Below are 26,359 nucleotides of genomic sequence, written 5' to 3' on the forward strand. Positions count from 1 at the left end.
TTGAGGATGGATATTCTGTATATAAATAGCGAAAAAGAATAGTTATTTGTTACGCATTTTTTCTTGAATTTCATGCTTTATCAGCCCAGAAAAATCACTGATGAAATCGCTAAGCTGCTGCTTTCGATGAGCAAAACCCCATTGAGTTACCTCTAAAAGTGAATCCTTGACAAAGCTACCGGATAATTTTGACTCACCAATTTCGCGTTCTGTGAAAGTGATAGGAACCTCGCGAACATCAAACCCAGCACGCACAACCCTAAAGGCCATATCAACTTGGAAAATATATCCAGCATTAGAGAGCTCATCAAGATTAATTGCCTCAAGAACCTCACGTCTAAAAGCACGATAACCAGCAGTCATATCGGATAAGCCTGCACCAAGTGCTAAGGAAATATAGATATTTCCTCCCTTGGATAAAATCCAACGCTTTTTAGGCCAATTGATTACCTCACCACCAGGAACATAACGAGAACCAATGACGAGATCAGCACCATCATCAACTTCGCGTAACAATAAATAAAGCTGCTCAGGGGCATGAGAGCCATCTGCGTCCATTTCACACAGAACGGTATAATCACGCTCTAATCCCCAACGGAAACCAGCTACATATGCGCCGCATAACCCACCTTTACCCTGACGATGTAGTACATGGATATGGTCGTCATTTGCTGCTAACTCGTCAGCCGCTGCACCAGTACCATCTGGACTATTGTCATCAACGATAAGGATATCAACATCAGGCGTAGCGCTTCGTACTCGACCAGTAATGAGTGGTAGATTCTCCAACTCGTTATAGGTGGGGATAATTACTAAAGTTTTCTCGCTGGGCTTTGACATTAAAGTTCTTTACTCCTTGGTTAAGGATTAACACCAAAAAACAATAATAGCTGATTTATGCTCTAGCACTACTTACGTACACGCTGAGAAAAGATACTGATCCCCAATAGTACGATCCCGATGCAGCCAAGGATCGGTTCAACAAAATGACCATATCGAGCAGAAAAAGTAACAGAAGACCGCAAAGGCATATCGTCGATAAGCGTATCAGAAGTGAAAATTTCTGTTTTTTGCTTTACGACACCATCTGGATCGATAAGCGCAGAAACACCAGAAGTAGCTGCTACGATGACGCTTCGGTCTAATTCAATAGCCCTCATTCTGCTCATTGCCAATTGCTGATAAGTCATATCGCTAAAGCCAAAAGTCGCATTATTAGTCGGGGTTGTAAGGATTTGTGCGCCGGCATTGATAGCGCTATGCCCTGCCTGATCGAAAGCTACCTCATAGCAAGTTGTTATGCCTACGGTTATATTTTGATTGGATTGCGCAGTATGCATTGCGACAGTACCAGTACCATTACCAGGCTTAAAATCACCGGCGAGGTCTACTAAAGGGGTAAACATCCGGAAAAAACTTCTCCACGGCATATACTCGCCAAATGGTTGGAGAAATTTTTTATTATGCTCATCTCCTTTACCAGTGCGCGGATCCATCACAACCATAGTGTTATGGAGCCCAGAAGCATCCTCGGTAATCGTACCGAGCAAAATCGGTGCCTGAACGCGATCCAAGGCTTGACCCAGCATAAGCCCAGCTTGAGTATCACTGAATGGGTTAACATCCGCGGCATTTTCCGGCCAAAATACAGCATCCACAGGTTGAGTGATTTTTTCAGTTTCTACCACATGATTACGCAATACCGCTCGACGTTGTGCATTGAATTCTAAACCAAGTTGCGGTACATTGCCTTGAACTGCTGCTACCTTTATATGCCCTTGGTCAGCACTGCCACCACTAAGCCATGCATTCACATTAATAAGACCAAAGACAATGAGGCTGATAAGCACTTTTCTAAAAACTTGAGAAAGGCAAAGCGCAAGAAAAAGCATTGCGATACCAGTAGTAAGAAAACTGACCAAAGGAGCGCCCCCCCAAGGGGCAAAATACACGAGCGGGCTGTCTACTTGTCCCCATGCTAAGCGCACCCAAGCAAAGCCACCAAAAGGTATGGTACTTCTGCCCCACTCGATTGTTGCATAGATAAAAGGGAAACATACTAATGCCCCACGAACGAACTTTTTGCTAATAATCGAGAAGCATATACCTAATAGCCCTGACCATAAGCTGAGGTAGATACATAGAGCCACATAAGGGAACGCGCCAACTAATTCGCCGATCCACGGCAAAAGCAGCAAATAAAGAACCATGCCATGAACAAACCCAAGGAAAAATCTGGTGCGCCCAGACAGATCCAGAGTTGATATGGGAGTTTTCTTTTTCGTTGTGGCCTTGTGTTTTGTTTTTTTCAGAGGCTGCTTGTTGCGCAACGCAAAGGAACTAAGCTCTCTGATAAGAGTCGCTGGTGCCAATGCGAGAAAAAGTAGTGCCACCCCGATAATGGCAGCACAATACCAGCCGAGAGGCGCATAGGACGCATAGATTAAAATCCCAGATAATGCGGCTGCACCTGTCCTGAGTAAAAGAGGAAAAACTGTTTTCATTATTGAAAGTGGCTATTCCTTGAAATCATCTGGATCAACGTGCTGGGACCAAATGCGAATGTTAGTTTCGTCTTCCTCAGATGGTGACGATGGCGCTGCATCAGTATGCGTATCAGCAAAATGACCATAGGAGGATCGCTGCCGATATTGGTTAGTTGCCTCAAAACCACGCATACCAAGATCTTCAATTTTCTTACGCATTTTCTTTGATAGTCGTGTCTGAATAACAGAGCGCGTACCAGAATTAATCAGTAAAAAACCAATGGCGCTGCTGACAAAGCCAGGTAACGTAATGAAAACACAACCGGCAGCTACTAAACCTAGATTCCCAAGTGCCTTACCTGGGGTTGCTTTGCCGTGAGCCAGACGGGCTGCAATTGAGCGCATTTGCATGGTCGCTAGGATGAGCCCTAAAAAGAAAAATGCAATAAGCAATAGTAATGCCCAACCTGTACCAATTAAGTGTGCCACTAGCCAAAAGACCACAGACTCAACGACAATATAGACAAGTGCAGGAATAATCAACGGCATAGCTGCCATAGTACCTGTTCTAAGCATTGCGTTGTACTAGACTACGCTGAAACTACTATTAGTTACGATCTTCAATAGTGCCTTCCATGTCTAGGAAAGTAGTGCGCAATGTATCAAGACTTTCCTGAGTAGGATTCTCCCATAGACCACGTTCTGCAGCTTCTAGTAGTCGTTCCGAGATATCACGCAATGCCCACGGATTAGAATTCTCAAAAAACTCGCGATTAGTCGGATCAGCAACATAGGTTTCGCTTAGTTTTTCATACATCCAATCGTCCATGAGTCCAGTCGTCGCATCATAACCAAAGAGATAATCCACAGTAGCACTCATCTCAAACGCCCCCTTGTAACCATGATTGCGCATTGCCTCTAACCAGCGAGGATTGACAACACGAGCACGGAATACGCGACGAGACTCTTCATGCAAGGTACGAGTTTTTACTGTTTCTTGTCTCGTCGAGTCGCCAATATAAGCATCAGGAGACTCACCAGTGAGTGCACGCACAGCTGCAACCATGCCACCGTGGAATTGGAAGTAATCATCAGAATCAGCGATATCGTGTTCAGTGGAATCGACGTTCTTCGCTGCTACTTGGATACGTCGATAAGCATTATGCATCTCCTGTTCAGCCCGAACCCCATCAAGATTGCGTCCATAGGCATAACCACCCCAGGTGCTATATACTGCGGCAAGATCTTGGTCATTGCGCCAGTTACCAGATTCAATAAGCTCTAGTAGACCTGCACCATAGGTACCTGGTTTGGAACCAAAGATACGTCGAATCGGCATGGCATCTTCCATTGCATGAGCACGAACATAATTATGTTCTGGTGCTTCATCAAGACTAGCGACGAGTTGGATAGCGTCGTCAAGCAAAGCGATAACATGAGGAAAAGCATCTCGGAAAAAGCCGGAAATACGAACTGTCACGTCAATACGTGGACGACCAAGTTCTTCCAAAGGGATAACGGCCAAATCGACTACCCTACGGGAGGCTTCATCCCAAATGGGACGAATACCTAAGAGCGCAAAGACTTCTGCTATATCATCGCCTGAGGTGCGCATTGCAGAAGTACCCCAGATGCTTAGCCCTACTGATTTAGGATAAGCATTATCATGTTCTTTCTGGTACCGCTCAATAAGCGAATCAGCTAGCAGCTGACCAGTTTCCCATGCTAGGCGCGAAGGCACTGACTTGGGATCGACGGAATAGAAATTACGTCCAGTCGGTAGTACATTGATCAATCCGCGCATAGGTGAACCTGATGGTCCAGCTTCGATGAACCGTCCGTCAAGTGCTCGGATAATTTGATGAAGTTCTGCACTTGTTGCTTCAAGACGCGGAATAATTTCTTGGCAACTAAATACTAATAATTTGCGTAGCGCGGCATGGTCAGTGCTTTGTGGTAATGGCGTGGCCTGAAGAATCTGATCAATACTGTGTACGTGCCATTGCTTATCTTCTAGTTGCTCTAGCAGGTTATATGCAATTTTTTCTATTTCGTCAACGCGGTGTCGGGTTTCTTGTCCGGTTTCTGATAAGCCGAGTGTTTCGCGTAGACCTGGTACTGCTTCTTCCCCACCCCACAGTTGACGGGCACGTAGCATTGCTAGGACTAGCTCTACACGTGTGGTTCCGTTGAGTACCTCTCCCAGGATATGGAGTCCACCTCGGATAGCAACGTCTTTGATTTCACAAAGCCAGCCGTCGATTTCCATCATCTTATCGTCGAAGGCATCGTCATCGGGGCGTTCGTCCCAGCCTAGATCAGAGTCCATTTTTGCTGCTTGGAGCAGTGTCCAGATTTCTTGGCGAATCGCAGGAAGTTTTGCTGGATCCATTGCGGAAATTGTGGCGTGTTCGTCGAGAAGCTGCTCCAGACGGGTGATATCGCCATAACTTTCTGCACGTGCCATAGGCGGAATCATGTGATCGATGAGAGTGGCATGGACACGACGTTTTGCTTGTGTCCCCTCACCTGGATCATTAACTAAGAATGGGTAGATCAGTGGCAAGTCGGCGATTGCCTGATCGGGATAGCACTGCGCGGAAAGTCCAGCGTTTTTTCCAGGTAGCCATTCCATATTTCCATGTTTACCCATGTGAACAATGGCATCGGCACCAAAGACTTCGCGCAACCAATAATATGTACCAAGGTAATGATGGTTCGCAGGTAAGTCTGGATCGTGGTAAATGCCTACTGGATTTTCGCCAAATCCTCGTGGTGGTTGGATCATGATGATGACATTGCCAAACTGTAAGCCAGCAATATATATTTCCTGAGTGTCAGGATTGACATAGTGCTCACCTGGTGCTTGCCCCCAGTGCGCAGTCATCTCTTCTTGCATATCAGCAGGCAATGTAGCAAAGAACTCAAGGTATTTTTCTTTGCTTAATTTGAGTGGGTTATTCTCAAGTACCTCTTGGGTTAACCATTGTGGGTCATGGCCGCCGGCGTCGATAATAGCGTGCATGAGTGCATCGCCATCTAAGGAACCTTGGTCATCTGAACTGGTATATCCCGGGATGAGGGTGGTATCTCCCAGATCATAACCAGCCTTTTCTAATTCGCGTAGTAGCTTTAGCGTAGACAACGGCGTATCTAAGCCTACTGCGTTTCCGATCCGTGCATGTTTAGTGGGATAAGCAGAGAACATGAGCACAATTTTCTTTGCTGCATTGTCTATGCTGCGGAGCATTGCATAACGATATGCGATACCAGCTAGTCGACGACATCGCTCTGGATCGGGTACATATGAGATCAGACCGTTGTGATCGTATTCCTTGAACGAAAAAGCAATGCTGATGATTCTGCCGTCGAACTCTGGTACTGCAATTTGGCTTGCAACATCTACTGGGGATAGTCCTTCATCATTTTCTTCCCACTGTGCGCGAGAATTAGTTAACGCAAGACCTTGGATGATGGGAATATCTAGTTCTGCTAGAGCAGCGACATCCCATGATTCATCATCGCCACCAGCACCTGCAGCAGCAGGTTTTGTGCCTCCAGCAGCTAATACAGTGGTGATGAGGGCATCGCAGGTTGCTAGTTCTTGAAGAAGTTGCTCGGGTGCTTGTCGCAATGATGCAGTATAGAGTGCTATAGGCTGAGCACCACGTTCTTCGATTGCTTGTGCAAGTGCTTCAACATAGGCAGTGTTTCCTGCTAGGTGTTGTGCGCGGTAGTACACAATGCCGATGCGTGGTATGGGGTTTTGTGCTTTAGTTACAGCAGAGTTGCTATGAGTGGTGTTATCAGTGCGATCAAGATATCCCCACAGTGGCATATGCTGAGGTGGTGCAAAGCCAAAGCCAGTGAACAAAATGGTGTCGGAGAGAAAATGATGGAGGTTAACGAGGTTTTCCACTCCGCCTTCAGCAAGATATGTATGGGCTGTTGTTACCGTACCAGAGGCAACTGTTGATAGCTGTGTCAGTTCAGCATCAATGGCGCGTTCCCCGGAGACGACAATAGTGGGTACCCCAGAGTCAAGGAGCTTTTCTATCCCCTGCTCCCATGTTCTTTTACCACCTAGTAGTCTGACAATAAACACATCAGTGCTGCGGATATGTTCGTCTAACCACGACATACTAATCGACGTTGGATTAGCATACTTGAAGTGCACATTCTCGTGTGCATTAGCAGCTTGTGCAGTTAATAAATCTGTGTCTGAAGTGGAAAGTAAGGTAATCACTATGGTCCTTATAGAAATCGTAGAAGGGTAACGCGCCCTTAGGCGATGAGGTGCTAAAACTACCGCTTATATTCCCATAGGTCTGACTATGACAGTGGCGCGACCGCGCGGAATTACACCGACTTCCATAGAAACATAAATATGCAGGTGGCTTATATGTCACAGAATAGCATGAGCAGTAAGTTAAACTGATATATGTGACTGTCCGAAAACATTTGTCCCCATCGAGGGATAGCAATAGTGACGAGACGAAAAAAGAAAAAAACGTTATACGAGGTTCTCGTACCGATCGATGTCCTGGTGCCCATTCCCTGCACCAAGCTGCCGACGGATATGTTGGTCGTCTTCGATTCCCGGGTGGTCTTGTGCAACCAGAAAATTGGGAGACAATCCATCAACTCGCAGCCGAACATGGTGATTCTCATTTTCATCTCACTTCTCGTGGCAACGTCCAAATACGTGGGATAAAAGACCCCTTGGCCTTTAGCAATGCTGTATCCCAGGCGCGGCTTGTACCGTCGAAAGCTCATGATAGATTGCGCAATATCATTGCTTCGCCTTTTTCTACCCAACTATGGGAGGTAGTCGCCAAGTTTGATGCTGCATTATTAGCTAACGATGAAATTGTGGGTTTACCTGGTCGGATTCTTTTTGGTTTTGATTCAGGCGAAGGTGATATCCTCAGCCAAAAACCAGACTTTGGCATAATGCGCTTTGAGTATGGTTCATTACTCATTCTGGGAGGAGAACTTACACGCGTAGCCATTGATCGCGTTCAAGATAGCAATGAAATTTTGCTTGCAGCAGCAGCTAAGTGGCAGCAGGAACGGGCACAACTATGGCGTGTACATGAGCATGATTCTTTTTCACAACACACAATTGACTTTTTGGTAGACACCTACAACTTGACCATGCTCGACCAGCACGATATGCCAGTGCTATCCCAGGAACAAAGTCAGAAGCGACGTGTTGGTTGGTTCGATAATGAGCATGGTTCAGTAACATTGGGGTTCGCTAGTGCATTTGGCCAATATGATGCCACTATCGCACAAATTCTTGCAGCTATTGGTGCACCCACGACGGTAACGCCTTGGGCAAGTGTCATTGTGCATGATGTGTCTGAAAGCGTAGCAGAAGCGATAGTTAAAGTCTTGGCTCCTATGGGAATGATTTTTGACGAACAATCTCCTTGGTTGTCCCTCAGTGCGTGTACCGGATTACCTGGATGCACACAGGCACTATCTAATGTACGTCATGATGCCGCAGCCTATGCTCAGCAACAGACTCAGGTTGAGGGACTAGTACATTTTTCTGGTTGCCAACGTAGATGCGGCCACCCATTAGATACTCATACAGAATTTTTAGCTATTTCCGACGCAGAATATGAGGTCAGTACCCGATGATGGAAAAAAATGATGTGGCTTATCCTCATGTAGCCCCCTATCTCAATGATGTAACACAGGAATATATCACTGACGGCAATGCTATTTATCGTCGTTCCTTTGCAATGATCCGTGCTGAATCTGATCTTCGAGATTTTTCTGAAGACCAAGCACGAGTTGCAGTGCGTATGATTCATGCTGCTGGTGATACCGCACTAGCCAAAGACATTGCTATGAGTGATGATGTTGTTGAACATACCTATGCGGCACTAGCCCAAGGAGCACCCATTTTGTGCGACGTTACCATGGTTGCCACAGGTATCACACGCATGAGATTACCTGCACATAATGATATTCGATGCTTGTTGCACGACCCAGCAGTTCCTGAATTAGCACACACATTGGGCACGACACGCAGTGCTGCAGCTGTGGAACTATGGAAACCTGATTTAGCAAATGCAGTGGTAGCCATTGGTAATGCGCCAACCGCACTTTTTCATTTGCTCAATGAGCTTGCTGCCTCACCAAAATTACCGCGTCCCGCTGCTATAGTTGGCATTCCTGTTGGTTTTGTGGGAGCAGCAGAATCAAAACTGGCACTGGCTCGTATGGCAGAGCAACTCGGTACGCACTATATCACTGTGCATGGTCGTCGGGGTGGCTCAGCAATTACCTGTGCTGCACTCAATGCCCTAGCTCATCCTGAGGAGATTATGTCGTGAGCAATAATTTTGGTGGAAAACTAATCGGTATTGGTGTCGGTCCTGGTGACCCGGAGTTGCTCACCATCAAAGCGATAAAAGCATTAGAAAGCGCTGATGTTGTTGCTTTTCACGCCAAACCACAAGGTGAGTCAACGGCCTATGAGATTGTGAAAGAGCATATCAAAAGCCATCAACATTTAGAATTACTGGAATATCCAGTCACCACGGGTATCACTGAGCATCCAGGTGGTTATGCAGGCGCAATGGCTGAGTTCTATCATCAAGCTAGTCAGCGATTGTCACAGCATTTATCTGAGGGAAAGACTGTGGCGGTGCTTGCTCTTGGGGATCCCATGCTTTATAGCTCATATCAGCATTTGCATAGGGTTTTGGCACAGGATTATGCCGCAGAAATCGTACCGGGTATCCCCTCCATTACTGCTGCTGCAGATTATCTTGGCCTGGCACTGGCAGAGGAGAAAGAAATCCTTAGTATTATTCCGGGAACTTGCAGCCGGGAAGAAATAACTCAAGCATTATCACAGTGCCAGAGCGCAGTCATCATGAAGCTAGGCAGAACCTTTAACAAGGTAAAGGCCGCTATGATTCAGGCTGGGGTTGCTCAGCGAGCATATGTTGTCGTCCGGGTAGGAATGGCAGGTCAAAAGCATATCCCCTTACTAGACGCGCAAGAAAAAGATGTCCCCTATTTTTCTGTTGCTGTCGTACCATCTTTGGAGGCACAAAAAGACGACATTGTCACAGAAAACATAACCCAGCGACGAGGTGAAGTAGTCGTTCTTGGATTAGGACCTGGTGCGTCTGAATGGACAACTCCAGAAGCTACAGAGGAACTGGCATACGCCACTGACCTTATTGGCTACACCACCTATATTAACCGCGTGCCAAAGATTCCTGGTCAGCGTCGACACGCTAGTGATAATAAAGTGGAAGCAGAACGAGCAGCAATGGCGTTGGATTTAGCCAAGCGAGGGCGTCGGGTGGCTGTTGTATCTTCTGGTGATCCTGGTGTTTTTGCGATGGCAGCTGCGGTATTAGAAACTGCAGATGATCCCCAATGGGCTGATGTGCCAGTTCGTATTGTTCCTGGTATGACCGCTGCTCAAGCAGTTGCTGCACGCGTAGGTGCACCGCTTGGTCATGATTTCGGCATGATTTCCCTGTCCGATAGGTTGAAGCCTTTTAGCGTTATTGAAAAAAGAATTCATGCACTTGCCCAGGCAGATATGGCTTTTGCGGTATATAACCCAGCGTCACGGGAACGTCGTGAACAAGTGACACGATTGCGCGATATTGTGCGCCGCTATCAGCAACCACACACCCCGGTGATCGTCGCGAGAGCAGTAGGAAGTGCTGAGGAAAACATCACTATTACTGATCTTGAGCATTTTGATCCTAGCATTGTCGATATGCGCACCATGATCATTATTGGTGCCTCAACTACTCGCACATATCGTGCGCACGATACAACACGAGTATTTACTTCACGACGCTATCCCGCATAGTTTCATGCAAGCATAGAAATATAGCGCATAGCATCGTCAACGCTTGTTGCCTCATAGCTTGCTTTAGGCAGAATCGGGCGCTGAATCATAACAACGCTAATCCCTAATTCTCGTGCTGCTGTTAGTTTCGCCTGGGTGAGTTGTCCACCAGAGTTCTTTGTGACAACACAATCAATTTGATTGTCACGCATTATCTTCTTCTCAGTAGTTACCTCAAAAGGTCCACGCGATAAAATTAGCCGATGGCGTGGAGGCAAAGGACACGAAGGTTTTTCCACACAGCGAATGACGTAGAGATTATAAGGATCATGGGCAAAATGAGTAAGCTGTTGGCGCCCAATTGTTAGGAAAATGTGGTGGAATTGCTGAGCACATACTTCAGCTGCTTTGCTCATGGAATCAACACTGACCCATTTGTCTCGGGCTTGTGGTTGCCAGCCGGGGCGTCGCAAAGCAATAAGCGGAATCCCAGTAGCCCGTGCTGCTTCAGAAGCACTGATACTAATACGCTCGGCAAAAGGGTGTGTAGCATCAATAATGAGTTCGATGCCATGCGTTAATAACCAGGCAGCAAGACCTGCGGGACCACCAAAGCCACCTATATGCACTTCCCCGACAGGCAACCGAGGATGAGTCACCCTGCCAGCTAACGAACTGGTGACATACCAACCATACTCATAGAGTTCTTGTGCTAGTTGTCGTGCCTCATGAGTGCCACCAAGAATTAACGCACGCATGGGATGGTTCGTCCTTCTTCATCACGAGGTCGATGCAGGGAATATAAATATGAATCGCTAAAAGTATCTGCAGTGAGCACATTACCTACGATAATCACTGCAGTGCGTTGAATCTGTGCTTCTTCTACTTTCTCAGCAATGTCTTGGAGAGTTCCACGACAGATAGTTTCTTCTGGGCGACTAGCATAGGCGACCACAGCGCAAGGACAATCATCACCATAATTCGGTGTGAGTTCACGAACGACTCGTCGAATATCATGCACCGCCAAATGAATAACCATTGTTGCACGGCTTTGACCCAAACTGTGGAGATCCTCCCCCACTGGCATACGCGAAGCACGTCCTTGAACCCTCGTGAGAATTACTGTCTGTCCAACTGTAGGTACTGTTAATTCTCGCCCCAATACTGCTGCCGCCGCGCTAAAAGCAGTAACCCCAGGAACAATTTCGTACTGTATTTTATGCTGCTCAAGGCGACGAAGTTGTTCAGCAAGTGCTGAATAAATAGATGTATCGCCAGAATGCAAGCGTGCGACGTCATGCCCTTGCTCATCAGCAGCAATGATTAAAGAAATAATCTCATCAAGCGGCATTCGTGCTGTATTTATTACTTGTGCTCCCTCTGGAGTATGTTCTAACACCTCTTGAGGCACAATTGAGCCTGCATATAGGCACACCTGACAAGAGCGAATGAGCTTATCTGCCCGCAAAGTAAGCAAATCAGCTGCACCTGGACCTGCACCAATAAAATAAACAGTCACAAAAAATCCTTTGCCAAATTAATGATTGGTTTTTATCTTAGTCGTACACACGGGTGTGCATTAAAAATTTTTCAAGAACTATGCTAGGTCTTTTTTGACCACAACCCACTGAGTAATGGGATACGCAGGGCGCCATGCAGAAAAAGAACCAATGCTATGTTGCGTTGCAACATTGATTTTTGTTAAGTCGCCGCCATAGTTTTTATGCAGTTGCCACAGTAATTGCTCGCTTTCAATTGTCACTGCATTGGCAACAAGCCTACCCCCCTGCTTGAGCCTCAACCATGCTTGATGAAATAGATTTTCATTGGTCAACCCACCACCGATGAAAATAACATCGGGCGCATCTGGTACAGAATCAAAGGCTTGCGGTGCTTGTCCTTGAATAGCAATATGGCGTTTTACCCCAAGGCGATGTGCATTGGTCATGATATTTTCTTGTCTACTTGGAATAGACTCAAAACAAATTGCATGAGAGTTTTTCGTCGTACGCAAAAACTCAATGGCAACAGAACCAGCACCAGCACCAATATCCCATAGAGTTTCGCCATTACGAGGTTGAAGTGCACATACTGTTAAAGCACGAATGTGCTGCTTAGTTAGTTGCCCATCATGTTGATAGCAGTGGTCGCTTAGTCCTGGGGTTAAGGAGCGAATACTATCCTGACCAAGATCATCACTATGAGGTTCTACAGCAATGACATTAAGTGAACTTGTCACCTCGGGTGGTGTATGCGTACTAGAAAAAATAATCTGCTCATCGACGCTACCCAGGTCACTGAGCACTGTTACCCTGCTATTTGACAAATGGCGCTCGGATAGCAATTGGCAAATATCATGTGGACTTTGTTCATCCCTGCCTAATACTAGGAAACGCTGATTCTCATCTAGTGCACGATGAAGCACAGAAATGTCATTGGATACCAAACTAAAAACAGAAGTATCTGCCACTGACCAACCTAGTCGAGAGCAGGCAAGGCTAGCACTGGAAACAGCAGGAATGATATGAAAACTTTTATCAGGAAATAATCGCAATAAGGTGTTGCCAATGCCATGAAACAGAGGATCACCAGAAGCCAAAAAAACAATGCGACGATACTGTTCCTCAAGACGGGCAAAAAACTTTGGTAGCGCAGGTAACAGTGGCGCTGGCAAAGGATGCTTATCAGCTGAAACATCCTCAGGTATTAAATGCAGTTGTCGCCATGATCCCACGACCACGTCGGCATTGATAATGAGCTGCTGAGCTTTATAACCTAGCTCAGAAAAACCAGCAGCTCCTATACCAACGACCGCACAATACTGTTGCTGCATATTATGGTCATCGCTATTGCTATATGCCTTAAGGTGTGGTGAAAGCGCAGTTCTAGACATAATTCTGATCCTAGTATGGAAATCAACGAGGCATTTTTCGCCACACGCCACGAGGAATAATCCGCATGACCCACGCCAACAGCCGCAACTGTGCTGGTACCCACAAGGTTCTACTACGCAACTTCCCCATTGGCAGAGTCAAAGTCTTTGCTACAGTATCTGCCACCGTAGCTGCATCAACTGATAACGGCGCCGGTTTCATCCCTGTGGTCATGGCACCGATAACAAACCCAGGACGAACAGTAATCATGTTTACGCAACTACCATGCAATCTATCCGTCAAGCCTTGGCAAAAAGCGTCGAGTCCAGCTTTAGTCGAACCATAAACATAGTTTGCGCGACGAGCACGCCATCCAGCGATAGAAGAAAAAGCAGTAAGTGTTGACACTTCTTGGTTGCTGAGCAAAATATCAGCAGCCACACTAAGAGCCACTATTTGTGCAGTGTAGTCGATATGAGCGATCTCAGCTGCATGCAACTCATCGACCTGTGCTTTTTCTTGATCGCCTAAAATACCAAAAGCAACAATAACATGGTGAATATACCCTGGTGCATTATGCACGATATGCTCGAATAACGGACGATGAGAATCTAGATCCTGAGCATCAAAGAATAGTTTTTCAACACTAAGTGCTCCTCGATCCAATAACTTTTCTTCTAAATCAGCTAATGCGTCGATACGTCTAGCAGCAAGGACAACATGATGCTGTGCACAGATGCGAAGTACAAGTTCACTGCCTATTTCACTGGTAGCGCCAAGAAGAACAATAGTGGGTGTCATTGCAAGCCTCGAGGTTGATTATTGAGAGTCTCACATCCAGTTTCGGTAACCACCACAATATCTTCAATGCGTGCACCAAATTCACCTGGAAAATAAATACCTGGTTCCACAGAAAAACACATTCCTGGCTGTAAAATCAGCTCATTACCCGCAATAATATATGGTTCTTCGTGCACAGATAACCCAATGCCATGCCCAGTTCGGTGAATGAAATTATCGGCAAACCCAGCCTCAGCGATTATATCTCTAGCAGCTTGATCAATACTATGCGCACTGACGCCAGGTGCGACAGCAGCTAACGCGGCAGCTTGTGCTTTTTGCAAGATAGCATAACGACGCGCAACCTCAGCATCAACAGTCTCACTACCACCGACAACATAGGTACGGGTGCAATCAGAGTGATAACCAAAATCAGTAGTACCACCAATATCGACGACAACAACATCGCCGGTGGCTAGTATTCGTTGAGAATAGTCGTGATGAGGATTTGCACCATTTTCTGCAGAACCAACAATGACAAAATCAATATGTTCATGTTCGCAAGCGATAAGTTCATGTAATTGTGCGGCAACCTCTGCTTCAGTACGACCTGCAACTAATAAAGCAGGAACCTGTGCATGAACTGCATCAATAGCCTGAGCAGCACGACGCAACTGCGCAATTTCTTCTTCATCTTTTTGGACAAATAACTCTGCAAGTAACGTGGTTGCAAGTACATACTCAGCATGTGGCAAATGCGTGCGAATCTTAAGGAAATGATCAGCAGTTAAATCAGGACCAACCCCTATACGACGAAGTTCACCATCACCTGAATCATGTTGAGCAGCCAATACGGATAATGCAAGAGCATATGCATTTTCGCCGTCTTGCCATCCGGTGAGTTTGATATCTAACGCACCGACAACGCCTTTAGCCAATTCCGCCTTATCAACATCAGGCAATATCAGTGCCGGTTGTCCAGAAGCAGGAATAATAAGAGCACAAAAACGCTCGTGTGTGTGCATATATGTACCCAGCAGATAAGCAAATTGTGACCCGCTGGAAATAATAAGACCGTCTACGTGCTTGTGGCGGCAAATCTCTTGCGCTTTATTGAGTCTTTCTTGATAAACGTGTGCTGGAAAACATTTTTGTTCAGTCATAGTTTTCGTTCCTTTTACTCACGATCCAATATCTCATATCCACTATTCATAATGGACACGATTGTCTGGTTTAATCACCGATGGCTACTACACCACGTCGAATAGCATCTGCTGCTTGTCGTGCACTATAGCGCATTTCATCGGTGTATGCAGTAGTACGTATCTGTTCTAAAAGATCAACAACTTGGCGTGCGCAACGAACAAAATCACCAGGGCTGAGCTCGGCTCCTGATTCGGCTGCAGCAGCCAAACAATAATCCAAAGGCGCACCTGCAGTCCATTGATGAATAGCCAAAGCAAAACCCGCATCGGGAAAACGAGTTATGGGCAAGCGATAACGACGCTCATCGGTGCTTAACGCATCCCACAATCTAATCGTATTGTTCATAGCATTTTCCATTGCTTCACTGGCAGCCTGAACTGTTTGCCTATGTTGTCCACGAGTCTCTTTACGATTCTCAAAACAGCACATACTCGCCACACCAGCAAGTTCTGCAGGATCAAGTTCATTCCAAATACCCCGCTTGAGACACTGTGCCACAAGCAAATCTGATTCAGTATGTATGTGCGCGAGCCGTGTTCCTTCATCGGTAATCTGTGGCAGGCGTGTGCCACTGCTGCTATCTTCAACGAACTCAACATAGTCTAGTTCCGCCAGTAACTCGATAATGCGGTCAAAAGTGTGTCCAAGAGTATCTTTGGCTGAAGAAATTTTTTCAGATAGATATGCAACTGTGCGACGCGCCTTCAGTAGCTTTTCACCCAATAAAACTGCTGCCTCCAAATCAGCCCAATAATGAACAGGGCTTTGGCGTAGCTGGGTACGCAAGGCAAGAACTCTGCGATTTGATCGAGCTTTTGCCTCTAGCTTCATCTTTTTGGGACGATCAAAATGATGCCGTGCAAAAGCTCTCACCACACTTGCAGCACCTTTTCTCGGGCGTGCAATAGCCAAGCGCGGCAAAGACATGGTCCCAACAATAATCGGTGGCATTCGTAAACTATCTGCCGAGATTTTCCCTGACCAACCAGATTCCATTGTGACCCAAGGATGAGGATCGTGATTATCTTTAGCAGGTTGCACGACCACAGCAAGCACTGGTCGTTTCTTTGTTGGCAAAGCAATAACTTGCCCCAGCTTCAACCTGGATAAACTACGAATAACCTCTTTTTCGCGCTCAATACCAGCTTGTTTTTTCGCCTGCTTTTCTGCATCTTTGAGCGTACGACGCAATTGGATATATTCTAAAAGCTCCTGTTCAGGGTGCTCACTAGGCGGAGCCATTGATTGAATGAGCTTATGCAACTTTTCTGCCCACTCTTTTTCATTCTGTTCAGCTTGTTCGCGTTCACGTACCTCGCTTACCACTGAACCATCTGCCTGATACTGGGCGAAAGATTTTTCTAATAACCGATGTGCTGGCTCAAATCCAATAGTGCCCAGCAAATTTACCGCCATATTATAGCCCGGTGCAAAAGTAGAGTTGAGAGGATAAGTCCTGGTAGAGGCTAGTTCAGTAACAGTTTTCGGATCTAGAGCCGGTGCCCACATGACAACTGCGTGTCCGATAGTATCGATTCCGCGTCGACCAGCACGCCCTACCAGCTGTGTATATTGACCTGGGGATAATTCGACATGAGATTCGCCATTGAATTTCACCAGTTTTTCTAACACCACAGTACGCGCTGGCATATTCACCCCAAGCGCCAATGTCTCTGTTGCAAACACAGCACGCACAAGCCCTTTGCTGAATAATTCCTCCACAACATGACGAAATGCCGGTAGCATTCCAGCATGGTGGGTAGCAAAACCACGCTGTAAAGCAGTTTTCCAGCGAGAAAAATCAAGAACTCTCAGATCCTCTTTTGGGATATCTGCAACAGCTCTATCAACGATACGAGCGATTTCTTGTGCCTGCTCAGTCGTAGTGAGCGAAAACCGTGCCCTCAAACACTGGTATAACGCACTGTCACAGCCACTACGCGAAAAAATAAACGTGATGGCCGGCAGCATATTTTGCTCATTCAATATTTTTAATACATCCGGTCGGCTTAATGGCTGAAAGGCATGGTGGTTTTTGCGTTGTGCATGCGCTGAGAATTTTTCTATGCCATTAGTGTGAGCACTTCGGGAACGAAATCCGCCAGCTTTAGCGTGCGAATTAGCCGAGAAACCCTTTTCTTCCAACTTAGCGACGTGTCGCTGCAACCGCTCATTAACGCTGACACCATCATCATCGAATAATTGATGCAAGCGCTTGTCGACGAGCATCCATTGTTTTAACGGAACTGGTCGATGTTCGCTGACAATAACTGACGTACTGCCGCGAACGCTATGGAGCCAGCGCCCGAATTCTTCAGAATTACTCACTGTCGCTGATAAACCAATAAGGCATACATCCTGATCAAGACCTAAAATTGCTTCTTCCCAGACTGCGCCACGAGTTTTATCTGAGAGAAAATGGATCTCGTCCATGACAACATGGCTAAGTCGTGTCAGCGTCTCCGACTGCACATAGATCATATTGCGCAATACTTCTGTGGTCATAACAAGAACATCAGCATCATGATTGATGGATACATCACCAGTCAATAAACCAATGTTTTCTGCACCATGATCTGCAACAAGATCGTGATACTTTTGATTACTGAGCGCTTTAATCGGTGTGGTGTAAAAGCATTTTGTGCCTTGTGCTAACGCTAACGAAACTGCAAATTCACCGACGATTGTTTTTCCTGCACCAGTAGGCGCACATACTAAAACATTTTCTCCCTCTTCAATCAGTTCACAACCACGAACCTGGAAATCATCCATGGAGAATGACAGAGAAGATTGAAAAAAATCTAAATGCTTAGTGGTCATAATACCGTCTTAGATAACATCATCAAATGGATGGGATATATGGCTATTGTTGGTGGAATGATCTGTGCCGGAGGTATGGATATCTTCGCTCGGCTCTGCAATAGGCTGAGGACGCTCAATGGGCTGTGCGGGAAGAATGCTGGAGTCAAAAGAATCTGCTGTATTGTGTTCATCAGCACCCTCGTGTGTAGTAGGTGCTAGCGATGAAGCTGTATCATCTGCAGTATCAAGCCAATCAGGTCGGTCTTTCTTTCTTCGCTTATCATTAAGGCGCATAATCTGAAAAGAAAACTCCACCATAATACATAGCGTGACTGCGAGGATGACCATGCCATATGGATCTTGTCCCGGTGTCATAAAAGCAGCGAAAATTGCTAATAAAATCCACGTGATGTCACGTCGCTTACTTACTGCTTTGTAACTAAGTAATCCTGCCTGATTGAGTAGCACCAGTAATAGTGGCACTTGAAAACTGATACCAAACAATAAAAACATATTGAGGACGAAGGAAAAATAATCCTTTCCGGTTAGCGCTGCCGTTTGGAACTTATCGCCAATAGTAAGTAAGAGTTCAAGACCAAAGAACAACACTGCATATGCAAGTGCACAACCAGCGAGAAATAGCAACACTGCACAGCTGACGTAGCGTCTTGCCCAACGACGCTCATTCTTCATCAAACCAGGAGTAATGAAAGACCAAATTTGATAGAAAAATATGGGTGATACCAGTACCGCTCCAGCGATTGCCCCCATTTTGATCCGGAGCATTATCATGTCAAAAGGTGCTGTAGCCAAAAAACGACATTGCCCGTCTGCTCCGCTAAATGCTCTTTTATCAACGGGTAAGGCGCAATAAGGTTTGAGCATAATGTCGCCAAGGCTAGGAATAAAAAATAAAGAATGCTGATACCAGATATAACCGATGATTAATCCTACAAAAAGGGCACAGATACATTTAATTAACCGCTGACGCAGTTCTTGAAAATGCTCTATAAGCTCCATGGAGCCATCGGATGTTTTCTTTTTTCGCCAGCTACGTTTTTTAGACGCAGTAGTTTCAGACATATGCTGGTTTCTCCGACACCAAAAAATATCTCACAATTGTACTAAGAGGTACCACATTAATGACTTATTGCTCAGGAGTATTTTGCTGAGGCTGTGGCTGAATAGAATTATGATTTGTGAGATTATTTTGCGGCTGGTATGTATGCTGATCTGATACCACAGGTTGAGCGATTTGCTTAGGTTGCTGCTCGTCGTCTTTGCCCATTTCTTTTACCTCAGATTTGAGGATACGCATGGAACGCCCCAAAGAGCGTGCTGCATCTGGCAGTCTTTTGGCACCAAAGAGCAAAGCAATAACAAGAACAATGATAATAATTTCTGGTGCACCGAGAGAACCCACGATACTAGCCTTTCTGTAAAACTCAGATTTTTACTTGAGCCTTCATTTTTATTAACTTCACTAATGACTGTAGCACTTATGCGCCATTGTATGCTGCTAAGCCTTGATGTGCCTGTTTACGAACCGCGTCAAGTAAACTACTAGGCTCAATTGCATAGACATCTTTAGCATTGCTCAGCAAAAATTGCACCAGCCATTGTTGCGAAATAATAGGCACCTGCACTACATAGCATTGCTTTCCTTGATAGCGCTCCCAATTTCCAAAAGCACCAGGGATAGTGTCTGCCAACCATACTGCATGATCATGAAAAATCAGTGTTGCTTGAGTTGCCACAGCTGCGTATCCAAAAGGATCACTGTCGTCGAAATTAAAGTCTGAACTATTCTTTGCCTTGTCGTCGCTTATCTCTACATGATGAATGCGATCAAGTCGAAAATTACGGGTATCAGCTACGCTGTCCTCCCACGCACACAGATAAGAATGCAAGTCATGGGTAAAGATGCGTATAGGACTTACTACTCGTTGCTTCTTTTCTTTGGACTGATCTGCGGGCAGATAATCAAAAATAATTTGTTTGTGCTTCATCATTGCTTCTTGAATAGTCCCCATAGTTTTCTCTATTTCAGTGGATGTATCAGTAGCAATCTTTGTATCAAACACACCAGAAACATCATCGCCCATCGCTTGACGTAACTTATGCGCAGCACTGCGTACCGCAGAGGCATCGACTAAGCCAGGGACTGACTCCAAATACTCCAAGGATAAAAGCAAAGCTCCTGCTTCTGTCCGAGTAAGGCGAAGTGGCTGATCCATCCCTTGAGAATTAATGATCTCTACTGCACGAAAACTTGAGTCCATATCGACTAATTCATCAGGAAGAGAACCTGGACCGCAACAAAAAAGACTATTGAGATCCTCAAGTAGCTGTTTATTCTGCATACCCAAATCAGCAGCCGCTTCCATGACTGATCTTCCCGGATGCGCCTTAAAATATGGAATGAGATTAAGCATCCGCACAAGGTCTTCAAGTTTTTTATACGATTTAGCCACAGTTTTCTCCCTTTTGGCTGGGATCAAGAGCACACTGTAATAGTGCACGAACATCAGCGACGACATCAGCAGGCGAGCATACAATAACCTCTGGTGCTAGGGCAGCTGCTGTGCGTACTAACCAATCGCGATCGACGTCGTGAAGCTCACAAAGATCATTCTCTTTCTTCTGTGCGCGCAGCGTTATTTCATTTTCAGCATTATGCGCAATACGACAAGTAGCATCAATAATTTTTCTTGTGCCGCGCAATTGCTTTTCGACGATCTCCTGTAGATTTATCCCCTCAGGAGCATGATGAAACTCGCCATATACACTGATATGCTGCTTGTTCATTTCCAGTGTAGTGATCTCAGAAAGTTTTTTGGTACGAAAAGCCCGTACATCCTCTCTATCTACATCAAAGCCAACAAGATAGAGTCGATCGCCCATATTGACCAGCCCCCAAGGATCAAGCCAACGCTCTTGCGGCTCATAAGCATGAGAAGATGTATAGAGAAAAGACAACCGACCATGATCCTGCACAGCAGATAGGATGACGTCGAGTGATTGTGCTGACAAAGAGCTCCAATCATTAATGGCAGTCAATGCTACTTTTGCTTTTATATCTCTTTCCACGCCAGTAGCAGCGATTTTTGTCCAGCCAGAACGCGAAAAAGCAGCGAGCTCATCGCCCATTCCGATTTGTCCAGCAAGAGCGAGAACCGTAGCTTCTTCCGGGGTGAAGTCAATATGAGGTAAGTGATATGCATCTGCCTGCAATCGATAAGCAACCTGCGAATTAATCGAAATGGTTTCAATCGGAACCCCTACTTTAACCAGCACATTTCTATCACGCTCGACGAGTTTCTCTGCTGTTTTCTGCGAGCGCGGTCTATTATGTTCATCTTTGCTATAACCAGCAACATGATCGATAATCCATTTAGTAGTCAAATATGATTGACCTGATTTTTCTGCATTCAGAAAAGCAAAGACAAGATTCACGGCTCTTTCGGTATAACGCGTTACTGGCAATGTAGCTCTCCTCCCCTAGTTGCTCATGATGACTGTGATTCAGGTTGATCATGCATCTGCATATACGCTATCAAGTCGTCAACACGCGTGTCGCTATTAGCAAAAGGATCTGCTAATTCCACTACTTGTGGTTCTGGTCTATTGACTTTTAACCGCAACCAATCCACTGAAAACTCTGCATTATATTTTTGAGCAGCGCTAAGAAACTGCCCACGAAGATGAGCTCGTGTTGTCTGAGGAGCATGATTATAGGCATACATGACCTGTTCTGACTCTAGCCAACGGTGCGCAATTCCTTTATGCTCCAATAACTTAAAAAGACCTCTACCAGGTCGAATGTCGTGATAAGCCAAGTCAATTTGGGCAAGTTTGGGATGTGAAAAATCATGCGGAGCTAGCCCCAAACGTTGTTGATAGCTGCGCAATAGTGATAATTTAATCGCCCAATCGACATCTTTTTCTAAAGCAGCATAGTCTTCTTTGCTCATTGCATTAAGCACTTTTTCCCATAAGCCCACAATGCGCTGCATATCTACGTTACTGGTACCTGGATAAGATTCTTGACGATGGTTTAGCCAACGCTGCGCAGCACGGAGATATCGTGTTTGCAATTCTAGCGCGCTACACGTAGTCCCATCAGCCAGTTGAACAGGGGTATTACCTGTAGGATCAGCAGCAATATCACGAATCACTGCGATGGATTCTCCAAGTTCTACGTCTGCTAGCTCAAAATCTGCCTCAATCATCTCCAAGACCAATAGCGTTGTGCCAATCTTGAGTGCAGTGGTGACTTCAGACATAGAAGAATCACCAACAATGACGTGCAATCGACGAAAACGAGAAGAATCCGCATGAGGTTCGTCGCGAGTATTAATGATAGGGCGCGAGCGTGTCGTGGCACTGGAGATTCCCTCCCACACATGATCAGCGCGTTGTGAAAGGCGAAATTGTCCATTTTTAATGCTTCCCGCACCAACAATTAGTTGGCGAGTAACTAAAAACCCAAGGAATTTTTTTGCCAATGTCTTAATTACTGCATCACGACTGATGAGATAATTTTCATGGCAACCATAACTATTACCTTGTGAGTCAAGATTATTCTTAAACAGAAATACTCGTGCAGTTTTTCCCTGTAGTGCTAAAGTTTTTTCTGTTTCACGCGCAAGCTCATCGACGATGAGATCACCAGCCCGATCATAAGCGATAAGCTGATCGATACTATCGCATTCTGCTGTCGCTATTTCTGGATGTGATCCTACATCCAAATAAAGCCGAGAAGCATTCGGGTGATAGATATTAGAACTTCCCCACCGTTCAATAACTGGACGAAACATATACCGAGCCACTTCATCAGCACTCAATTGCTGCGCACCATCGCTTACACAGGTAATACCATACTCTGTTTCTAGCCCCATGATACGGCGGGTAAAAATATCCACTCTTATTCTCCACCTTTTTGTACATAGGAGCGGACAAACTCTTCTGCATTAGCCTCGAGTAGACCATCAATTTCATCTAATAAGTCATCAACACCTGTAGTGTTGATTGATATTTGTGTGTTGTTGAGCTCTCCAGCATTTTCGTCAGCATCACCTGAGTTACCAGAGTGGTGATTAATCTGTGTCCCAGCCATATTCTTCTCTTTCCTTATTTCTCACATTCTTAATTCTTACAACACGCTCACAACAGTTATAAATTACAACCACTCTAGAGCATCATTGGGCATATCTTCCGATAATGCCTGTAATAATTGTTCGAGCTGATCCTGGCCAAAACTATCAAAATAGTGCTTTGTTTTTTGAGCAGTAAAATCAGCTAATCCTGGAAAAGAAATACGCACATCATGGTTACCACACCTTGTACTAAGTGAATCCCAATTTGCTGCCAAGATACTGCTACCAAAAGTATCTGCCATTGTGCCACGAAAATAAGCACGGGTGTCTTGTGGCGGGGTCCACGCAGCAGCACTAATGTCTTGTGCGGAGACTAATTGTTGCATTCTTCCCTTATGCACTAAAGCATGATAAAGGCTTTTTTGAGGATCAATATCGCTATATTGCAAGTCAATGAGCTGTGCTTTTGCACTGTGCACTGATACACCGCGCTGAGCGAAAGACTCTAGCAAACTATATTTCGCACACCAATCCAACATATGAGCAGCCTTATGCGGTCCTTGGGCTAATAACTCAAGAACCTCTGCCCATAATTGATGTACTCTCCTATCAACCTGTGTCTGCGGATTCACTCGTTGATGATAATGCCACAAAATTTCTAATGCAGTTAAGCTGCGACCATCAGCAAGTGCCAATGCGTGCTTTAGACCAAGATCATAAGAGACATTTTTTACCTCAGCCACTGCATCTTTGAGCTGCAAGTCACTAAAATCAACTCCTGCTTCAATAGCGTCAAGAACCAGAGAAGTCATTCCGAGTTTAAGGAAAATGGCTATTTGAGACATATTCGCATCGCCAATAATGACGTGCAAGCGACCAAAACGATCGGCAGTGGTGTGAGGTTCGTCGCGAGTATTGATAATGCCACGGTTGAGAGTGGTTTCCAAGGAGATTTCCTGTTCAATATAATCAGCTCGTTGGCTGATTTGGAATCCAGACTCCTGCCCAGATACCCCTTTTCCGACTCTACCAGCACCGATAATTACTTGGCGCGTTACGAAGAATGGAATGAGCCCTCGGGCAATAGCATCAAAGTCAATATCTTTGCGGTAAAAATAGTTTTCATGTGCACCATAACTAGCGCCTTTACCATCCACATTATTTTTATAGATTTTTAATGCAGGACATGGCTGATGATTATCGAGGACGGAATGGTTAAGTGCACTAAAATGCGCTACTTGTGCACAAGCACTCGATAAAATCACATCACCTGCGCAATCGTAGAGCATGGCGTCGAAAGCATTTGTTGTCTCGGGGCTGGAGTACTCTGGGTGCGCATGATCGACATAGAATCGGCCGCCATTGGTGAGTACCACATTTGCCATACCAATAGCACTGGGGTCAATGACTGGTGTGCTCTGGTATCTGCGTAGATCAAAACCACGAGTATCTCGTAGTGGATGCTCAGAAGCAAAGTCCCACCGTGCACCAGTGGCGCATCGCTTAGCCATGCCAAAAGCAACTACAAGATGCGTGGAAGTGATTATTGGGGATAAAGCAGCATGACTCGGTGCTACGATTCCGTATTCTGTTTCGGTTCCAAGGAAACGAGTCATTGCTTATCGCCCTACTACTCGCGCATGAACTATGTGAGTGCCACCGCGCCCAATGATACGAGCCCATTCATCTGGATTGCTCGTATTGGGCAGATCCTCACTTTCTTGCATTTCTGTTTCTACGGCGTCAAGAAGATGTTGTAGAGTCATGCCTTTTTCTGTGCCTTGTATGTGCTGTTTAATGGCATTTTTTTTCGCGCGATCAATGATATTGGCGATCATGGCACCGGATACAAAATCCCGATAGTGCAATAATTCTTTTTCTCCCGTGACCAGAGTCAATTCGACATAAGGATTATCGCTAAAAAGCTTATCGACGGTGTTATCAATGAGATAATCAATGCTTGGTACGTTGTGAGCAAGTGGGATAGCGCTTGTGAGATGTCTAGTGAAAATGTCTCGGGCGTTTTCTTTGCTTGGGCGTCCTACCTTTATCTTCACGTCCAAACGTCCTGGTCGCAAAATTGCCGGGTCAATTAATTCTTCACGGTTTGTAGCACCAATAACAATGACATTTGATAGTGCTTCTACCCCGTCAATTTCAGTGAGTAGCTGTGGGACAACAGTTGTTTCCATATCAGAACTGACTCCCGAACCGCGAGTGCGGAAAATGGACTCCATTTCATCAAAGAAGATAATGACTGGGCGACCGTCTTCGGCGAGTTCACGTGCACGCTCGAAAATGAGTCGAATGCGTCTTTCGGTTTCGCCAACGTATTTATTGAGTAATTCAGGTCCTTTTACATTGATGAAATAGCTGTTTGTTCCGTTGCCTACGCGTTGCGATAAGGAATGCGCTACTGCTTTGGCAATGAGTGTTTTGCCGCAGCCGGGTGGTCCATAGAGCAAAATTCCTTTGGGCGGGTGTAGATTGTAGGTTTGGTAGAGCTCTGGATAAGTAAACGGGAGTTCCACTGCGTCATGGATTTGCTCAATTTGCTTGGCTAGCCCGCCAATATCCTTATAACTAACATCAGGTATTTCTTCTAGAGCTAATTTAGCCACTTCTGTTTTCGGAATGATCTCAAAGGCATAGCCTGCTTTAGGATCAACTAATAGGGTATCGCCAGCTCTGGGACGACGACACATACCGTCTAATAAAGGTGCAGCAAGGCGCACTATTTTTTCTTCACCATTATTATCCGCTACAAGAGCACGCTCATATCCCACCATTTCGCTGAGCGTCGCTAGTTCCCCTGTAGTGCTAAATTCACAAACCTCAACAATCTGGTTTGCTTCTCCTAGACGAACTTGTACCCCTGCTACTAACGCAGATGTATCTACTAAAGGCGAAATAGCTAATCGCATTTTTCGACCAGCAGTAAATACTTCGGCTGTTGTTGAAGATGTCGTCGTTGAAGATGGAGAGAGTTCTAAGAATGTGCCGTATGTGGAGGGCGGAGTAGCTAATTCCTCCACTTGTGCGGTGAGCACACTGAGTTTATCCCGTGAAGCCTTAAGTAGTTGTGCTAGCTTTTGGTTACGTTGCACAAGTTCATTGACAGTGCGCTGCAATTCTGCAGAGCTAGAATCACTATTGTGCGAACCAGGACGTGTACTGTCGGTGTGCGAGTTGAGGGGAATACTCATGCTTATTAGCATACTGCTTTTTGCATGAAAGTTAGTATTCCCTCACCTGAGCTATGAGATGCGCATACGC

General features: G+C 45.6%; 21 protein-coding genes. 3 read left to right on the top strand and 18 right to left on the bottom strand.

Going from position 1 to position 26,359, the window contains the following annotated elements; translation table 11 throughout:
- Positions 1 to 42: 42 nt before the first annotated feature.
- From EML15_RS00275 to cobN, 4 genes are all read right to left on the bottom strand, one after another.
- A complete protein-coding gene (locus EML15_RS00275; RefSeq protein WP_144272869.1) occupies positions 43 to 840 on the bottom strand; it encodes a polyprenol monophosphomannose synthase in 798 nt (265 codons plus the stop codon).
- Positions 841 to 908: 68 nt separating this feature from the next.
- Entirely contained in the window at positions 909 to 2,504 is a 1,596-nt protein-coding gene (gene lnt / locus EML15_RS00280) for an apolipoprotein N-acyltransferase (RefSeq protein WP_144272870.1), read from the bottom strand.
- Between the two features lie 12 nt (positions 2,505 to 2,516).
- Positions 2,517 to 3,062 (bottom strand): FxsA family protein, encoded by a 546-nt coding sequence (locus EML15_RS00285; protein WP_246858043.1) that lies wholly within the window; start codon positions 3,060 to 3,062, stop codon positions 2,517 to 2,519.
- 31 nt (positions 3,063 to 3,093) lie between these two features.
- Positions 3,094 to 6,732, bottom strand: a complete 3,639-nt coding sequence (cobN, locus tag EML15_RS00290; protein ID WP_144272871.1) for a cobaltochelatase subunit CobN — start codon at positions 6,730 to 6,732, stop codon at positions 3,094 to 3,096.
- Between the two features lie 197 nt (positions 6,733 to 6,929).
- Between cobN and EML15_RS00295 the strand changes: the two genes are divergently transcribed.
- From EML15_RS00295 to cobJ, 3 genes are read left to right on the top strand one after another with little or no spacing between them, the layout of a single operon-like run.
- Positions 6,930 to 8,135 carry a precorrin-3B synthase gene (locus EML15_RS00295; RefSeq protein WP_255455962.1) on the top strand — a complete coding sequence of 402 codons (1,206 nt, stop codon included), beginning with the start codon at positions 6,930 to 6,932 and terminating at the stop codon, positions 8,133 to 8,135.
- Positions 8,135 to 8,836 (top strand): precorrin-8X methylmutase, encoded by a 702-nt coding sequence (locus EML15_RS00300; protein ID WP_144273419.1) that lies wholly within the window; start codon positions 8,135 to 8,137, stop codon positions 8,834 to 8,836. Before EML15_RS00295 ends, EML15_RS00300 begins: the two co-directional genes overlap by 1 nt.
- A complete protein-coding gene (cobJ, locus tag EML15_RS00305; RefSeq protein WP_144272872.1) occupies positions 8,833 to 10,344 on the top strand; it encodes a precorrin-3B C(17)-methyltransferase in 1,512 nt (503 codons plus the stop codon). The genes EML15_RS00300 and cobJ overlap by 4 nt, the downstream gene beginning before the upstream one ends.
- A gap of 2 nt (positions 10,345 to 10,346) precedes the next feature.
- Here cobJ and EML15_RS00310 read toward each other — a convergent pair whose 3' ends face one another.
- From EML15_RS00310 to arc, 14 genes are all read right to left on the bottom strand, one after another.
- Positions 10,347 to 11,081, bottom strand: a complete 735-nt coding sequence (locus tag EML15_RS00310) for a cobalt-precorrin-6A reductase (protein WP_144272873.1) — start codon at positions 11,079 to 11,081, stop codon at positions 10,347 to 10,349.
- Complete coding sequence (cobM, locus tag EML15_RS00315) at positions 11,069 to 11,842, bottom strand: precorrin-4 C(11)-methyltransferase (protein ID WP_144272874.1); 774 nt, start codon at positions 11,840 to 11,842, stop codon at positions 11,069 to 11,071. Before cobM ends, EML15_RS00310 begins: the two co-directional genes overlap by 13 nt.
- Before the next feature lie 78 nt (positions 11,843 to 11,920).
- Positions 11,921 to 13,216: a precorrin-6y C5,15-methyltransferase (decarboxylating) subunit CbiE gene (gene cbiE / locus EML15_RS00320; protein WP_246858044.1), complete on the bottom strand. Its 1,296-nt coding sequence runs from the start codon at positions 13,214 to 13,216 to the stop codon at positions 11,921 to 11,923.
- Between the two features lie 22 nt (positions 13,217 to 13,238).
- The gene (locus tag EML15_RS00325; RefSeq protein WP_144272875.1) at positions 13,239 to 13,997 is read right to left on the bottom strand and encodes an SDR family oxidoreductase; all 759 of its coding nucleotides are present in this window, start codon (positions 13,995 to 13,997) and stop codon (positions 13,239 to 13,241) included.
- On the bottom strand, positions 13,994 to 15,139 hold the full coding sequence (locus tag EML15_RS00330; protein WP_144272876.1) for a Xaa-Pro peptidase family protein: 1,146 nt from the start codon (positions 15,137 to 15,139) through the stop codon (positions 13,994 to 13,996). The genes EML15_RS00325 and EML15_RS00330 overlap by 4 nt, the downstream gene beginning before the upstream one ends.
- A 70-nt stretch (positions 15,140 to 15,209) precedes the next feature.
- Complete coding sequence (locus tag EML15_RS00335) at positions 15,210 to 18,002, bottom strand: DEAD/DEAH box helicase (protein WP_144272877.1); 2,793 nt, start codon at positions 18,000 to 18,002, stop codon at positions 15,210 to 15,212.
- A 9-nt stretch (positions 18,003 to 18,011) separates the two neighbouring features.
- A complete protein-coding gene (tatC, locus tag EML15_RS00340) occupies positions 18,012 to 19,067 on the bottom strand; it encodes a twin-arginine translocase subunit TatC (RefSeq protein ID WP_144272878.1) in 1,056 nt (351 codons plus the stop codon).
- Positions 19,068 to 19,131: 64 nt separating this feature from the next.
- Positions 19,132 to 19,407, bottom strand: a complete 276-nt coding sequence (gene tatA, locus EML15_RS00345; protein WP_144272879.1) for a Sec-independent protein translocase subunit TatA — start codon at positions 19,405 to 19,407, stop codon at positions 19,132 to 19,134.
- A gap of 76 nt (positions 19,408 to 19,483) precedes the next feature.
- Positions 19,484 to 20,458 (bottom strand): WYL domain-containing protein, encoded by a 975-nt coding sequence (locus tag EML15_RS00350; RefSeq protein WP_185967128.1) that lies wholly within the window; start codon positions 20,456 to 20,458, stop codon positions 19,484 to 19,486.
- On the bottom strand, positions 20,451 to 21,440 hold the full coding sequence (locus EML15_RS00355) for a WYL domain-containing protein (RefSeq protein WP_144272881.1): 990 nt from the start codon (positions 21,438 to 21,440) through the stop codon (positions 20,451 to 20,453). The genes EML15_RS00350 and EML15_RS00355 overlap by 8 nt, the downstream gene beginning before the upstream one ends.
- 53 nt (positions 21,441 to 21,493) lie before the next feature.
- Positions 21,494 to 22,885 carry a Pup--protein ligase gene (pafA, locus tag EML15_RS00360; RefSeq protein ID WP_144273421.1) on the bottom strand — a complete coding sequence of 464 codons (1,392 nt, stop codon included), beginning with the start codon at positions 22,883 to 22,885 and terminating at the stop codon, positions 21,494 to 21,496.
- A 26-nt stretch (positions 22,886 to 22,911) separates the two neighbouring features.
- Positions 22,912 to 23,103, bottom strand: a complete 192-nt coding sequence (locus EML15_RS00365; RefSeq protein WP_144272882.1) for a ubiquitin-like protein Pup — start codon at positions 23,101 to 23,103, stop codon at positions 22,912 to 22,914.
- A gap of 63 nt (positions 23,104 to 23,166) precedes the next feature.
- A complete protein-coding gene (gene dop, locus EML15_RS00370; RefSeq protein WP_144272883.1) occupies positions 23,167 to 24,699 on the bottom strand; it encodes a depupylase/deamidase Dop in 1,533 nt (510 codons plus the stop codon).
- A 3-nt stretch (positions 24,700 to 24,702) separates the two neighbouring features.
- Entirely contained in the window at positions 24,703 to 26,289 is a 1,587-nt protein-coding gene (arc, locus tag EML15_RS00375; protein ID WP_144272884.1) for a proteasome ATPase, read from the bottom strand.
- Between the last annotated feature and the right edge of the window lie 70 nt (positions 26,290 to 26,359).

The sequence above is a fragment of the Corynebacterium sp. sy017 genome (genome assembly GCF_017918135.1).
Classification (GTDB): Bacteria; Actinomycetota; Actinomycetes; order Mycobacteriales; family Mycobacteriaceae; genus Corynebacterium.